This is a genomic window from Nocardia sp. NPDC020380 (genome assembly GCF_044386975.1).
Lineage (GTDB): Bacteria > Actinomycetota > Actinomycetes > Mycobacteriales > Mycobacteriaceae > Nocardia.
Window position 1 is genome coordinate 168019 of sequence record NZ_JBIRVQ010000013.1, and the last position, 14159, is coordinate 182177.

13 protein-coding genes and 1 pseudogene are annotated in these 14159 nt (G+C 68.4%); 4 read left to right on the forward strand and 10 right to left on the reverse strand.

From position 1 onward, the window contains the following. Nucleotides 1–5: 5 nt before the first annotated feature. Nucleotides 6–1451 carry a xanthine dehydrogenase small subunit gene (locus ACH438_RS32960; RefSeq protein ID WP_397012395.1) on the reverse strand — a complete coding sequence of 482 codons (1446 nt, stop codon included), beginning with the start codon at nt 1449–1451 and terminating at the stop codon, nt 6–8. 380 nt (nt 1452–1831) lie between these two features. Here ACH438_RS32960 and ACH438_RS32965 point away from each other — a divergent pair, with 380 nt between their 5' ends. Continuing rightward, a complete protein-coding gene (locus tag ACH438_RS32965; RefSeq protein ID WP_397012397.1) occupies nt 1832–3196 on the forward strand; it encodes a nucleobase:cation symporter-2 family protein in 1365 nt (454 codons plus the stop codon). 34 nt (nt 3197–3230) lie between these two features. On the opposite strand, the gene ACH438_RS32970 is transcribed toward ACH438_RS32965, so the two are convergent. Both ACH438_RS32970 and ACH438_RS32975 read right to left on the reverse strand, forming a co-directional pair. Further along, nucleotides 3231–4355, reverse strand: a complete 1125-nt coding sequence (locus ACH438_RS32970) for an SLC13 family permease (RefSeq protein WP_397012400.1) — start codon at nt 4353–4355, stop codon at nt 3231–3233. Between the two features lie 321 nt (nt 4356–4676). After that, the gene (locus ACH438_RS32975) at nt 4677–5327 is read right to left on the reverse strand and encodes a response regulator (RefSeq protein ID WP_397012402.1); all 651 of its coding nucleotides are present in this window, start codon (nt 5325–5327) and stop codon (nt 4677–4679) included. Nucleotides 5328–5778: 451 nt separating this feature from the next. Between ACH438_RS32975 and ACH438_RS32980 the strand changes: the two are divergent. Then, a pseudogene (locus ACH438_RS32980) lies at nt 5779–5934 on the forward strand (ionic transporter y4hA); the annotation flags it as partial. Here ACH438_RS32980 and ACH438_RS32985 read toward each other — a convergent pair. From ACH438_RS32985 to ACH438_RS33015, 7 genes are all read right to left on the reverse strand, one after another. Next, nucleotides 5869–6645, reverse strand: a complete 777-nt coding sequence (locus ACH438_RS32985; RefSeq protein WP_397012404.1) for a hypothetical protein — start codon at nt 6643–6645, stop codon at nt 5869–5871. The pseudogene ACH438_RS32980 and the gene ACH438_RS32985 overlap by 66 nt on opposite strands. After that, nucleotides 6642–7043 carry a hypothetical protein gene (locus ACH438_RS32990; protein WP_397012406.1) on the reverse strand — a complete coding sequence of 134 codons (402 nt, stop codon included), beginning with the start codon at nt 7041–7043 and terminating at the stop codon, nt 6642–6644. The genes ACH438_RS32985 and ACH438_RS32990 overlap by 4 nt, the downstream gene beginning before the upstream one ends. A gap of 72 nt (nt 7044–7115) precedes the next feature. Beyond that, a complete protein-coding gene (locus tag ACH438_RS32995; protein ID WP_397012708.1) occupies nt 7116–7619 on the reverse strand; it encodes a hypothetical protein in 504 nt (167 codons plus the stop codon). Nucleotides 7620–7648: 29 nt separating this feature from the next. After that, nucleotides 7649–8791, reverse strand: coding sequence for a hypothetical protein (locus ACH438_RS33000; RefSeq protein ID WP_397012408.1), 1143 nt, complete (start codon nt 8789–8791; stop codon nt 7649–7651). A gap of 50 nt (nt 8792–8841) precedes the next feature. Next, nucleotides 8842–9249, reverse strand: coding sequence for a FixH family protein (locus ACH438_RS33005; protein ID WP_397012410.1), 408 nt, complete (start codon nt 9247–9249; stop codon nt 8842–8844). Further along, complete coding sequence (locus ACH438_RS33010) at nt 9246–10679, reverse strand: hypothetical protein (protein WP_397012412.1); 1434 nt, start codon at nt 10677–10679, stop codon at nt 9246–9248. Before ACH438_RS33010 ends, ACH438_RS33005 begins: the two co-directional genes overlap by 4 nt. A 106-nt stretch (nt 10680–10785) precedes the next feature. Continuing rightward, a complete protein-coding gene (locus ACH438_RS33015) occupies nt 10786–12435 on the reverse strand; it encodes a sulfatase-like hydrolase/transferase (protein ID WP_397012414.1) in 1650 nt (549 codons plus the stop codon). Between the two features lie 185 nt (nt 12436–12620). Between ACH438_RS33015 and ACH438_RS33020 the strand changes: the two genes are divergently transcribed. Both ACH438_RS33020 and ACH438_RS33025 read left to right on the forward strand, forming a co-directional pair. Then, on the forward strand, nt 12621–13982 hold the full coding sequence (locus ACH438_RS33020) for a putative glycoside hydrolase (protein ID WP_397012416.1): 1362 nt from the start codon (nt 12621–12623) through the stop codon (nt 13980–13982). Nucleotides 13983–14017: 35 nt separating this feature from the next. Next, a complete protein-coding gene (locus tag ACH438_RS33025) occupies nt 14018–14158 on the forward strand; it encodes a hypothetical protein (protein ID WP_397012418.1) in 141 nt (46 codons plus the stop codon). The last annotated feature ends 1 nt before the right edge of the window (nt 14159 follow it).

The window sequence follows — 14159 nt, forward strand, 5'->3', positions numbered from 1 at the left end:
TTGATTCACGACGGCACCGCCTCGGTGGTCTCCGCATACAGTTTTCGCAGGCTCTGCCCGAGCATGACGCTGCGATAGCGAGCGCTGGCCCGGTGATCGTCCAGCGGCGTGCCCGTCGACTGCAGCAACTCCGCCGCGACCTCCACGGCGGCGGCCGACCACGGCCGGCCCGTCAGCGCCTCTTCGGCGGCCCGCGCGCGGATCGGAGTCGCGGCCACGCCGCCCAATCCGATGCGGGCCCTGGACACCGTGCCGTCCTCGATTTCCAGAGCGAAGGCGACCGCCACGCTGGAGATATCGTCGAAGCGACGCTTGGCGATCTTGTGGAATGCGGTCACCGGCGCGAGCGGCAGTGGAATCCGGACGGCTCGGATCAATTCGCCGGCCCGGCGCACCGACTGCCGATATCCGGTGAAGTACTCCGCGAGCGGGACGTCTCTTTCGCCGTCGGCATCCGCCAGCACGATCGAGGCGTCCAGGGCCAGCAGCACCGGCGCGGCGTCACCGATGGGGGAGCCGGTACCCAGATTGCCACCCAGGGTGGCGCTGTTGCGGATGAGCCGGGACGCGAACTGCGGGAACAGCTCCGCGAGCAAGGGCACCGCCCCGTCGAGCCGGCGTTCGATCTCGGTGAGGGTCAGCGCTGCCCCGAGTTCGATCCGCTCGGATTCGATACGCAGCTCGCGCAATTCGGGGAGCCGGTCGATCGCGATCACGTGATCCGCGCGCCGGCCGCGCAGATTCACCTCCACACCCCAATCGGTGCTGCCCGCCACGATCACCGCATCGGGCCGATTCCGCAGCAACCGTGCCGCCTCGCCGAGGGTGGCGGGCCGGGCGAAGGTGCGGCCGTCCTGTTCCAGGTCGGTCTGGGCGGGTGGGGCCGGTGGCTGTGTACGGCGCCGGGCGAGCGGGTCATCGGCCGCGGGCGGGCCGAGTGCGAAGGCGGCATCGCGGATCGGGCGATACCCGGTGCACCGGCACAGGTTTCCGCTGAGCGCGTGCAGATCGAATCCGTTCGGTCCGTGCTCGGAGTCCGCGCCGGTTTCGGGGTTGCCGGGGGAATGCCGGTCGGGCCGGTAGTACTCGGCGGCCATGCCGCAGATGAATCCGGGCGTGCAATAACCGCATTGGGAGCCGCCGCGCACGGCCATCTCCCGCTGTACCGGATGCAGGGCTTCCGGGGCGCCGAGTCCCTCGGCGGTGCGGATCTCCTGACCGTCGAGCATAGCGGCCGGAATCAGGCAGGCATTGACGGCGACCCATTCCGTGGTCCCGATGACGCCGGGCCGGGCCACCAGAATCGCGCAGGCGCCGCATTCGCCCTCGGCGCAGCCTTCTTTCGTTCCGGTGAGGCCGTTGTCGCGCAGAAAGTCCAGGATCGTCGTATGCGTCGCGGCGGGCGAAATCGGGACGCCGTTCCCGTTGATATTGATCTGCGCCTCTACCATGCCGCACCCCGATTCTCATACCTGGACGTGCGTATAACTAAGAATATATTCTATGCCGTTTTCCGGCGCGGGCGCCGAGCCGCAGGCGGAAGCCCTGGTCGGGGGATTTGGAGGATCGTACGAAAGGCCGTATCGCCGCGAATGATCCGGCTGGACTATCATATAAAACGCTGTGGCGGCCGTCTTTCTACTGTAGATATGTGTATTGCGGTCAACCGGACGTCGGCTCATGGCATTTCGATGTCGCCCCCCGGTGGTTTCGGCCGTATTTCTGCTTGTCCAGGAGACATGCCATGCAAATGCGATTTTCGCGCCCCTCCCGTACTTCCGATCCCGGCGTCGCTCGGCACCCAGTCGATGAAGTTCCACCCCCGCCACGGTTGGTGCTGCTGGGCCTGCAGCACCTCGCGATCATGTATGCCGGCGCGGTCGCCGTGCCGCTGCTCGTCGGCGGTGCGCTGAAACTACCCACGCACACCATCGGCCTGCTGGTGAACGCCGACCTGCTGGTCTCGGGCATCGTCACGCTCATCCAGTCCATCGGCATCGGCCGGATCCTGGGTGTGCGACTACCGGTGGTCGCCGGCGCGACCTTCACCGTGGTCTCGCCGATGATCCTGATCGCCGAACAGTTCGGCGGGGGTGAGGCCGGCCTGCCCACCGTGTACGGCGCCATCCTGGTGTCGGGTGTGTTCGGCCTGCTGATCGCGCGGTTCTTCGCCAAGGTCGCGCGGTTCTTCCCGCCGCTGGTGTCGGGCTGCGTCATCTGTGTGATCGGGTTGTCGCTGATCGGCGCCGATGCCGGGCTGATCGCCGGCGACGACCCGAAAGCGGCCGACTACGGCCAGATCTCGCATATCGCGCTGGCCGGGCTGGTGATCCTGCTGATCGTGGTGGTCACCAAATTCGGGCGCGGACTGGTCAGCCAGCTCGCGGTCCTGATCAGCGTCGCGGTCGGCACGCTGGTCGCGTGGCCCATGCACCTGGTCGACATGTCCGGGGTGGGCAAGGCGAGCTGGTTCGGCATCTCGCAGCCGTTCCACTTCGGCGCCCCGCAGTTCCATCTGGCCGCGATCATCTCCATGTGCGTGGTCATGCTGGTGACCTTCACCGAATCCACCGCCGATATGGTCGCCGTCGCCGAAATGGTCGACAAGCAGCTCGAACCCGCCGATCTGGCACGTGGTCTGGCCGCGGACGGCCTGTCCGCCGTGCTGGCCGGTTTCATGAACTCGTTCCCCGACACCGCGTTCGCGGAGAACGTGGGCCTGGTCGGATTGACCGGGGTGCGCAGCCGGTGGGTGGTCGCGGTCTGCGGTGGCTTCCTGGTGGTGCTGGGCCTGGTGCCCAAGGTCGGCAATGTGGTTGCGGCGCTGCCCGGTCCGGTGGTCGGCGGTGCGGCGACCGTCATGTTCGCCATGGTGACCGCGGTCGGCCTGCGCGTGCTGCACAAGGTCCAGTTCGAGGGCACCAGCAATATGCTGATCATCGCGGTCACGCTGTCGGTGGCCCTGCTGCCGGCGGTCGCGCCGAGCTTCTACACCAAGTTCCCGACCGATTTCCAGATGATCGCCAGCAGCCCGATCACCTCCGCGGTGATCGTGGTGTTCGTGCTGAACCTGCTGTTCAACCACTGGCGCAGTGGTAAGGGGGCTACCCCCGGGGCAATCGGCCCCGAGGTGACCGCTCCCGGGACCACCAACCACGTGGTGACCGTCCCGGAGAAGTCCGCGCCGGCCGAGTAGAACGGCTGTCCGGTAATCGCTTTCGGCGCGTGTGTCACACCTGGAGTGCGGCCCACGCGCCGAGCAGTACCAGCGGCATACCGGCCAGGCCGATGGCCGCGAAGGTCGCGGGCCGCACCCGCACACCGCGGGCGCGGCAGCGATCGGCCCACAACAGCGTGGCCAGCGAACCCCACATCGTCACCAGCGGGCCGATATTGGTGCCCAGCAGGATCTCGAACAGGCCGTGGCTGGACCCGGCGGGGACCGAGGTCTCCATGGCGAGATAGGCGGGCAGATTGTTGACCAGGTTGCCCGCACCCGCGGCGAGCAGGGTGGTCAGCAGGGCGGAATGATCCGCCCAGCGGGTCAGCAGGCTACCGAGGCCGTGCTGGACCAGGGCGGCCACCAGCAGGAACAGGCCCTCGGTCATGAGGACCAGACGCCACGGAAACAGCGACCAGCGCAGGTGTTTCCGGCCGCGCACCGCGAAAACGGTCAGTGCGACCAGCGCGGCGAGGGTCGCGGCGAGCCACGGCGGCACACCGGCGGTGACGGCCACGACGAAGCCCAGGCAGGCCGCCACGCAGCTGCCGAAGGCGATCCGATCGGCGGGCGGCGTGGTCTCGGGCACTTCGTAGCGACCGATCAGTTTGCGGCGGAACAGGATTGCCAGAAAGACCACCGTCACGGTGACCGCCACCAATTCGGGCAACGCCATCCGGCCCGCGAACTCCACCGTCGACATCCGGCTGTGCTGCAGCGCAAGCAGATTCGTGAGATTCGAGATCGGCAGCAACAGGCTCGCGGTATTGGCCAGCCAGATCACCAGTAGCGCGAAGGGCAGCGGGGCCAGGCCCAGCCGCGCGGTCAGCGCCAGCACGACCGGCGTGAGCAGCACCGCCGTGGTGTCCAGGCTCATGCCGATGGTGGTCGCCGTGGCCAGCACGGCCACCAGCGCGAACAGCGCGGCCGTCGAACCGCGGGCCAGCCGGGCGCAGCGGTCCGCGGCCGCATCGAAGACACCTGCGATATCGGCCAATTCGGCCAGCACCGTGATCGCGACCAGGAAGCCGAGGATGGGCAGCGCCCGGGTGACGCCGACCTCGTAGGCGGCGCCGGCGGGTAGCCATCCGGTGACCACCGCCAGCGCGCCGGCCAGTATCGCGTATTTCCACACCCCGCCCAGCTTGCCAGTCGCCGCTGGCCCGGCCCGCGCAGCCGGCGCCGGGGGGACTTCCGGCGCCGGCCACTCACCGGGCATCCGACCCGATCGTGCCCCATTGCGCGACCGGATCACCCCGGCGTCCGGGGCAGACTGCTCAGGTCGATTACGACACCTCGGTCTGGCAGCCGACCGCGAGCAACCGGTGAGATTGCTGCATAACGGCCCGGCATACGCCGGTACGGAGAGTCCCGGAGATCGAATTTCGGGAATGCGAGGGCAGGAATGCGCACGGTTTCTTTCGGCGGCGGCGATTACGAATGCATCACCCACTATTCACGCGGGATCGCAGGCCGGCAGTTCGAGCTGAGCGGCAAGGACGGCGGCCTGTGTTCGCCGTTCCACTTCGAGTTTGGCAAGTAGCCGGGACACGTAGTTCTTGACGGTCTTCTCCGATAAGAAAACGCGTGCCGCGATTTCCCGGTTGGTGAGTCCGTCGCGAATGTGGGCCAGCAGCATCCTTTCCCGGGCGGTGAGTGCCTCCAGTGGATCCCCGGCCGCGGCGGCCGGCGTGCGGAGCCGGGCCAGCACCGCGGCCGAGGCGCGCTGATCCAGCAGCATCCGGCCCGCGCCGACATCGCGGATGGCGCCGACCAGCTCGGGTCCCCGAATGTCTTCCGGCACAAAGCCGCCCGCTCCGGCCAGGACGGCCGCCAGCATGGCCTGCTCATCGGCGAAGGAGGTGAGGATCAGGCACTTCATGCCGGGTCGCGAGACCAGCAGATCCCGGCACAGTGCGATGCCGTCCCCGTCCGGTAGCCGGATATCGAGTACCGCGATATCCGGGCGCAGTGCGGGAATCCGGGCCCGCGCCTGCGCGCAGCTGCCGGCCTCGCCGACCACCGCGAGATCGGTCTCGGCGTCGACGAGTTCACGGACACCGCGGCGCACGATCTCGCGATCGTCGACCAGGAAAACGTTCACCATCTGTCCCACTTCCTTTGTGTTTCGTATTCGTTCACGTGTCTGCGATCACTCTGCGGATCTGAATTGGGTTCTGACCAGGCAATCAGCCGGATGTTATGTCCACGCATGTAATGCAGACGATTCGGTCTGCTTTGTAAACGTTACGGTATCACCGTACATTCGAAGTAGTTGCCGGGGGATCGCGGAAGGAATGACCATGACCGATTCGGCCCAGGGTGCACGCGCTGTGAAAGCCCGTACGGAACCGCCTGGGCGGTGCTGGTGATCGCCTTGAACGTGGTCGTGATCTGGGCCGTCGCCACCTGGCGACCCGAACGAACGGTGACCTGAAAACTTGCTGCTGCTCAATAGAATTCGCTGGACCGGGGTACTGCCGGTCGCTGGGACAGTCGTCTTGGCTGCGGTGTGGGGGCGGCATCTGTCCCTGCTCGCCGATCTGCCGTTGTTCGTACTGCTGCTGGGATTGGGCCCGACCGAGATGGTGTTGCTGGCGCTGACCGTGGTGGTCGGGGTGCTCACCGTGGTGCCGGGCCGCGCGACCCTATTGCAGGGCGCCGTGCACCTGGTGTTGTTCTCCGCGTTCGTCCTGCTCGCGGTCGCGCCCTGACGGCCCGCCACGCAATTGCAGGTAGCCGAGGATCCCGGACACGGCGTAGGCCAGCACCATGACCGCGGCAATGCGCCAGGACCACTCGACGTACCAGCCGCCGAATCGATTGGGCCACAGGCCGTCCACCACCAGCAGCACGATGAGCGCGGTGCCGACGATCGCGCCGATCGCCATGGGCAGCAGGGAGATCCGGGTCCGATCGGTGGAATGCGGGAAGGCGTAGATCAGCGATCCCAGCACCGCGAGATTGGCCACCAGCAGTGCCGCGGCGGTGACGTAGATGTAGACGCTGGCCAGCCCGCCGAGGTTGCCGATGTACATGGTCGGCGTCACGTGCGCCTCGGACACGGCATACAACACCAGCAGCAGCACGCTCGTCGCGGCGAAAGACCGACCCGTCCAACGCATCAGCCGCCGCTGTCCCCAGGCATGTCCGACGGTGAGCACCAGGCAGCAGGCCGCGGCCACGGCCACCAGATCGCCGATCAGATTGCTGACATTGGCCAGTCGCACGCTCTCCGGCGTCGCCTGGTCCACCCAGTCGTCGGAGATGATGGCCGGCTGGGTGAGCACCGCGGCCAGCATGAGCAGTGCCAAGGCCACCGTCAGCGGCCGGGAGCCGGGATGGCTGCGCCACAGGCTCAGCCGCAGCAGTACCGCGACCGCGCCGGCCACGCCCGTCACCGTCGGCAGCACCGGCACCGTCACAGCAACCCCTCTCCGATCCTGCGTCGTTTGAGCCGGCGGCTGCGCTGCTCGTCGAGTTCGGCGTGGTGTTCCGGTTCGGGCGCCCGGCGTTCCACGGCGCGGCGTTCCCGGGTGACGGCCTCCTCGAGCAGTTGCAGCATGGGCACATCGGACAGCGCGTCCCGGGTGGCCGCGTGGTCGACGTCGCTACGGGTGAGCAGCCCGGCGGCGATGAGGCCCTCGACCGGATTGGCGCCGTAGGCGCGGGCCAGTTCGATGACCGTATCGGCGACCGGCGGATCGGATTCCTCCAGGTGACGCTTGATCCGCGGACCGTTGCTGTCGAGGCGCTCGGCAATCGCGCGGGTGCTGGCCCCGCGGGTGATCGTTCGTTTCCAAGCGTCGAACGCTTGCCTCATCGTGCATCATCCTCGGCTCGGTCGGTGCGTTCGCCTGCGCCGAGGGTAGTCGAGCACGGTGCAACAATCCAGTTACATGCTGATCCGCGCGCGTTTCATGCGCCGCCAGACGTAAGTCAGGAAGGCGATGAGGCCGAGCAGCGGCAGGGTGCTGATGGCCCAGCTCAGGCCGAGTGGGGGACCGGGTTGCTTCAGGACCGTGAGGTTCGTCAGCTGACCCTCGCCGTGACCCAGGGGACCGTCGATGGCGAAGCGGAAGATCCAATCGCCCTGCTTGTCCAGGGACCGCACATCCAGGCCCCAGACATCACGCTTGCGCGGATGCCGGGACAGGGGTTCCTCATGGCGGATCTGACCGTTGGGCTGCACCTCGGTCAGGGTGCCGGACTTGTCGCCGATGCCACCGTCGGGAATGAAGGTGAAGTCCAGCGATTGCATTGCGCGCAAAGGCCATTGGCTGAACCCGAGGGTCAGGTTGTACGGGCCCGCCTGCACATGTTCGGTATGCACGATATCGACGGGCTGATAGGCGGCGGCCGTACCGGTGGCCGCCGCGGTCAGCACCAGGAAGGCGATCAGCGTTGCGACAGTGGCGAATACGCGTTTCACGCGGTCACCTCCGCGGCCGGGGCGGTCAGGCGCAGCAGCTGCCCGAAACGCCAGCCCAGGAATCCGCCGAGCGTACCCAGCGCCGCGCCCGCGATGGTGGTGGCGATGATGACCGCCGCCCGCGAAATATGGGCGTCGTAGATGATGATGTCCTGCACGGGATGGAAGGCCGCGATGATCGCACCGCCCAGCCCGCCAACCAGCGCCGGGAGCAGCCGGGCCGTCGCGGCGGTCCGCCGCACCAGCAGATCGATCACGATGCCCACCGGGATCAGGCAGAACGGGATCAGCGCCGGCGTGGCCGGAATGCCCCGGATGTGTTCGCGCATGGGCAATCCCACGAAATCGGCGTAGGCGCGCGCCGACCACGGCGCGAACCACCAGAACACACCCTGCACGGCGGAGGCGGTGATCGCCACGGCGGTCGCCCCGCCGCGGCGTTGCGCGGCGCCCACGGCCATCAGCAGCACCACCATGAACGCGGTGACCGCGACCGTCCAGCGCACGTTGCCGGCGCTGAGCCGCTGCACGGCGAGCGCGGTGATGGTGCTCGAGGTCAGCAGCAGGCCGAGGGACACCAGCGCACCGATCTGCCCCCAGCGCTGCCCGCGCGCCGAGGCGAACACGATGATCGTGCCCACCGCGGTCACCGTGCTGGACAGGAACAATCCGATGTGCGGCGGGGAATCGATGATGGCGTCGAAGCCGTACAGGCTGTGCCACCACAGATCCCAGAGTCCGTACAGCAGGAACGAGGCCGCACCCAGCGAGGCGACCATGTAACCCAGTGGCGCGGTGAAGGTCCGGCGGAACACGCCGATACCGGGTCCGCCGAGTTCCCCGTCCACCGGCCGGCCCGCGCGCCCGGCGGCCGTGGTGGCCAGAATGACCGCGAGACTGGTGAATCCGGAGATCGCCGCACTGGCGTAGATGAACAGGTGCGGCAGGGTGAAGAAGGTGTCCGGGCCGACATCGGAGTGCCACTGGATGTCCCAGGTGGCGCCGACGGCCCAGGTCAGGCTGGCGATGAGGAGGATCGACGCGGGTAGCCAGGGCCGGATGGTGAGCGGGGTGGCCGCGGTGGCGCTGCGGTCGCCGGCGCCCGCCGAGAGCCGGCCGCCGTGGGCGGTGAGGTCCATGAGCTGCTCCTGAGGAACGATGCTGCGTTTCGGTTGGCTTGCTTGGCGTTTCAGTACGCTTGCGTGGAGAAGGTGGCCGTGCCGGAACCCGCCGGTCCCGAGAGCTGCACGGCGATCTCCCACTGTCCCGGCATGGGCAGGTTCACGGTGGCGCGGTAGTGGCCGGGTGTCACGACCGCGGCGGTGGCGGGTGGGACCGCATGACCCATCTGGGGCATGGCGGGTTCCACCGAGACCTTGGCGGGCGTGGCGGGATCGCCCTGCTGGTCGGTGATTTCGAGCTCGACCGTATTGTCGCCGGTCTTCGGCGAGCCGTCGCCCACGGTCAGATGGACCAGGTAGGGCCCGGCCGCCATGCGCTGCACCGATTTCGCGCTGCCGCCCGGCCACAGCCACCACGCCGCCAGCGCGACGACGATCAGCACGGCGGCCGCGAGCAGTCCCCGGCGCACGGTCATTTCGGATCCTCCCCTGCCACCTGGACCGTGTGCGGCACGGTCAGGACGGTATAGCCGCGTTCCGCCTGCGCCCACACCAGATAACGGCCGGGCAGCGGAAATGTGAAGGTGAACGGGACATCCGGGCCGTAGGCCGCGACCGTCTCGTCCGGTGTCTGCGCCCCGACGGCGGGCATGGGCGTCATGGCGTGCGCATGCGCCCACACCGGCGCCGCCGTGGCCGCCGTCCCCGCGGGCAGATTGTCGGGCAGCGGGCCGACGGCGATGAGGTGACCGAGCATGCCCAGCCACGGTTGCAGATCGGCCGGGCCGCCGAACTTCACGGTGAGCGTGCCCGGTTGCCCGGCGATCATCTCGGTGGTGTCGAACTCGGGTGTGGTTGCGCCGGAGCCTGTTTCGGCGGGCAGGGCCGGCCCGGTCACGTGCAGCACCGATCGCACCAGCTGTACGCCGCCGCCGCGCCGCGAGAGCTCGGCGGCGACCGCGTAGTCACCGGGCTCGGTGACATCGAGCTGCACCTGATACACGCCGGGCGCGGTGCGTACCGGATGCCGATGCCAGAACTGCCCGGACGGCCCGACCACCATCAGATGCACCAGCGCGTCATCGGTGACCAGCAGATCGTCGACGGGACGTCCGGTCGCCGAATCGGTCAGGGACAGCAGCACGCCGAGCGCGTGCCCCGTCACGGCCGGACCGTCGGTGCGAACGGTCAGATTCACCGGCGGGCGTGAGTAATTCGTGGTCAGCGGCAGGTCCCGTTCCGGGAACGGATTGCCGATATTGCCGGAGGTGGGATCGAGCAGGCTGCCCGCCGGGCGCGGCTGCGGCGCGCGCGAGGACAGCACCGCACCGGTCACCCCGACGGTCAGCGCGGCAATGAGCGCCCCGACCGGAATCAGTGTCGCCCAGCCGCGTTTGGAGATGAGCGCGGTACCCACCGACACGAGCAACAGTGCGCCGGAAGCGAAGAACCCGCCGTACGCCGCGCGTTCCCAAGGCGTGACGACCTGCGCCGCCACCAGGAAGGGAATTCGGCCGGTGTGCTGCCCGTCCGCCACCGCGAGCTCCCACGGTCCGGCGTGATCGACCTGCAGCGTGCCGGTGTACGGCCCGGCCCGGTCACCGAGCCGGACCGTGGTCGTGGAGGTCGCCCCGCCCTGATCAGTGGGGGTGGCGGTGAGCGTGAGTGTGCCTGCCGGCGAACCGGTGTGGGTGACGATATCGACCCGCAGTGGTCCGGGGACCGGTTGTGCGCGGCGCACGATGACCGTCAGCTCCCGGTCGCCCAGGGACTGCGCGACCATGAGATCGCCGCCGGTCGCCATGCCGTCCGCGCGCGCCTGGGGCGGGTTCACCAGCGCCAGGCCCGACAGCAGCAGGCCGATGACGCCCACCACCAGGCATAAGCCTCGTATGCGAACGGTCAACGGCAGCTGCACCTTTCCGAAGCTACCGAATGCGCGGCGGGATGGGATCCCACCTGCGGGGGATGCGCAATCAGGGTCGGGTCAGGGTTCGGCCGGATTGCCCGGTTCACTTGGGCACGAAGTCGCTGAGGAAGTCGCCGAGTCGTTCGGCCTTGGTGGCGAGGCTGCGCTGGGACTGGAAGTAGTCGTCGTAGCCCTGTTCCTGCGCGTCCTTCAGATAGCCGGGCAGCGGCTGCTGCAGTTCGGACTGGATGGCCTGGTTCAGCAGTCCTTCCATGCTGCCGCGCAACGGGTTTCCGGTGGCGGCCTGATTGTCCAGTTCCAGGCGGCCGTTGCCGGTCGAGTAGTCGTAGAGCTCGAACTCCTGCTCGGCGCCGCCGTCGATGCGGATCTGCCCGTCCACCCAGGTGGAGTACGAGGCGAACTTGGCGTCCGCGGTGCGCACCATGGCGACATGGCCGGGCGCGTTGTGGTCGAACAGGATCGCGGCTTCCTCGATGGTCGCCTCATCGGTGGAGTGCGCGATGAACGGGCGGCCCGGCTCGGTGGCATTGCGGCACAGGGCGGCCATATCGAGTCGGCCCTGCAGATGCTGATACCGGTCGACCGAACGCCAGTCGTTGCCGCCGGTGCCGATGGTGAGCAGCAGCGGCGTCAGGTCGACGCTGGAGGTGAGTTGCTTTCGCACGCTGGTGGAGTCGGTGGGGCTGAGCCGTCCGCGCGGGTCGTGTACGTAGAACGGCACCCGGATCGCCTCGTCGTAGGCGCCGCCGCCCTTGCCGTGCAGGCCGTGCGAGCCCGCGTAATCGCCGTGGTCCGAGGTGAAGACGATGACCGTGTTGGCGGCGACGTCGGGGCGCTGGTTCAAGGTGTCGAGCACCCGGCCGATCTGGATGTCGACCTGCTGCTGCAGCCACAGATACATATTGCGCATATCGATCCAGGCGGCCTGCGCCTCGGCGGTGCCGTAGGGCGCGACGCCGAAGGCGGCCATGGACACCTGGATGAGCGCGGTCTGTAGTCGCGGTTTGGCCGCGAGCTGTTCGGGCGTCTCGAAGTTCGGCGGGAGCTGATCCACCCAGCGCTGAATGCCGGAGTTGTCCTGATCGCGGCGGGTCCAGCGCGGCCAGTACTGAATATCGTGCGGGTTCACCAGCGAGACGGTGGTGCACCAGGGGGCGGTGCCGGCGTCGTGCTCGAACCAGTCGACGAAATCGTCGACGATGCGCGGGTCGGCCTGCAGGCCCTGACCCGGTGCGCCGTTCGGCGACGGGTAGGTGCCGCCGCCGAATCCGTACGCGTCCAGTGCGCCCGGGGTGCGGTCCGGATAGTGGCCCAGATGCCACTTGCCCCACCAGGTAGTTTCGTAGCCGTGCTCGCGCAGCATGGAGCCCCAGGTCGGAAACTTCGGGGACAGTGTCGATTCCGACACCACCATGCAGCCGGTCTGATGGGTGTAGAGGCCGGTCACCAGGGCGCCGCGGGAGGCGGTGCAGTCGTTGGCGGCGGTGTAGTGCTGCTCGAAGGAGACGCTGCCGTGCCGGATGCGCGCGAGATTCGGCAGCACCTGATCCAGCACCTGCTGATCGGGGAACCACATGGGCGCCCGCATCTCGTCCACGATGACGACGAGGATATTGGGCTGATCCGGGTTCACATCCGCGCGCGCCCGCGCGGCCGGTCCGACGGCGGTCGCGGCGGCGGCCGCGCCCACCGACGCCGCCGCGCCGGTCAGAAATCCTCGTCTGCCGAACACCCTTGCCTCCTACTGCCGAACGATGATCACGGGCAGCGTAGGTGAGGAACACCTGCCCGGACATCACCCCGCTGTGGGATCGAGGTCCCTCGTGTGGGGGAGTTGCGCGAAAGTCGCGAACTCGGCGTGCCGCCCGGCGGCGCAGTGGATAGTGGTGACGTTCGAGCCGAGAAGTGGAGTGCGCGTTGCTGAAACGGTATTCGCGCGTCGGCCGGTCGCGCCCGCGGGTGTTGCTGGTCGTCGCCGTGGTGATCGTGGTGCTGGCTGGAGTGGTGGTGGGGGCGGTGTCGTCCACCGGTCCGTTCGGGTTCCTCGGGTCGGGGCGGACCGCGCCGGCCTCGGCGGCGACACCGCCCGTGGTGGAATTGGCGCCGGTGGCGGCGGTGAACTCCTATCGCGCGCAGATCACCTTGCGCGGCAAGGCGACCGGAGCCACGACCGTCACCGTGGCCGGGACGTCTGTCAAGCCGGGCGCGGACGGGCAGTTCGAGATCACGCTGCCCCGAGTGCCTTTGGGGGCGACGGTGGTCGCCACCAACCGCGCCGGTGAGACGACCACGCCCATCGCGATCGCGGTGCACCCGCCTGCCACCCGGGCCGTGCACGTCACCGCGGACGCGTGGGCCTATGAGCCGATGCGCGACGATGTGCTGACCATGGCGCGGGAGGGGCGGATCAATACCGTCCAGCTCGATATCAAGGACGAGGACGGCGTGGTCGGCTACGACTCGCAGGTGCCGCTGGCCCGGCAGTCCGGCGCGTCGGCCGCCATCTACTCCGCGCCGGAGGCCTTGAAGACGCTGCACGACATGGGTATCCGCGTGGTCGGCAGGATCGTGGCCTTCCGTGACCGCACGCTGGCCGAATGGGCCTGGCGCAATGGTCATCCCGACTGGGTGGTCCAGAATCCGTCGGGCGCGCCCTATTCCAGCGGTTACGGCGCGATCGCCTTCACGAACTTCGCCAGCGCCGATATTCGCCGCTACAACATCGATCTGGCCACCGAGGCGGCGCAGCTGGGCTTCGACGACATCATGTACGACTACATCCGCCGCCCCGACGGGCCGTTGTCCGGCATGGTCTTTCCCGGTCTGACGCAGTCCCCGGCCGATGCGGTGGTCGGCTTCCTGCACGACAGCCGCGGTCCGGTGCGGGCGGCGGGCGCGTTCCAGGGCGCGGCCGTCTTCGGTATCGCCGCGACCCGCCCGGACGAGATCGCCCAGGACATCCCGCGCATGGCAGGCGAACTCGACTATGTCGCCCCCATGCTCTACCCGTCGCACTGGAACGCCGGCGAATACGATGTCGCCGACCCGAACGCGCAGCCGTACGACATCATCTTCCGCGCGCTGGCCGACTTCCACGCTCAGGTCGATCCCTCCGGCGCGGCCATCATGCCGTGGCTGCAGGACTTCACCCTCGGATTCCCATACGGCGACACCGAGGTTCGCGCTCAGATCCAGGCCGCCGCCGCCCAGCACATCGACAGCTTCTTCCTGTGGAATCCGGCGGTGAGCTACCACGAAGGCGCACTGGATCCGCACTGACGACCGGGACACGAGCTCGCCATTGGATCGACGAATTGACCACCGCCGTACTCGAATACGACGCCTCCGCCCTCATCTACCTCGACCGCCCCGGCGTCATCCTCAGCGACACCACCGTGAGCCTCTGGACCCAGGAGATAGTCCCCGCCGTCCGCGCGGCGATCACCGAACCCTGAG

Bases quoted from the DNA above. Each gene is read 5' to 3' on its own strand.
- ACH438_RS32960 (WP_397012395.1), bottom strand. From the start codon at position 1,451: ATGGTAGAGGCGCAGATCAATATCAACGGGAACGGCGTCCCGATTTCG.
- ACH438_RS32975 (WP_397012402.1), bottom strand. From the start codon at position 5,327: ATGGTGAACGTTTTCCTGGTCGACGATCGCGAGATCGTGCGCCGCGGT.
- ACH438_RS32990 (WP_397012406.1), bottom strand. From the start codon at position 7,043: ATGAGGCAAGCGTTCGACGCTTGGAAACGAACGATCACCCGCGGGGCC.
- ACH438_RS33000 (WP_397012408.1), bottom strand. From the start codon at position 8,791: ATGGACCTCACCGCCCACGGCGGCCGGCTCTCGGCGGGCGCCGGCGAC.
- ACH438_RS33005 (WP_397012410.1), bottom strand. From the start codon at position 9,249: ATGACCGTGCGCCGGGGACTGCTCGCGGCCGCCGTGCTGATCGTCGTC.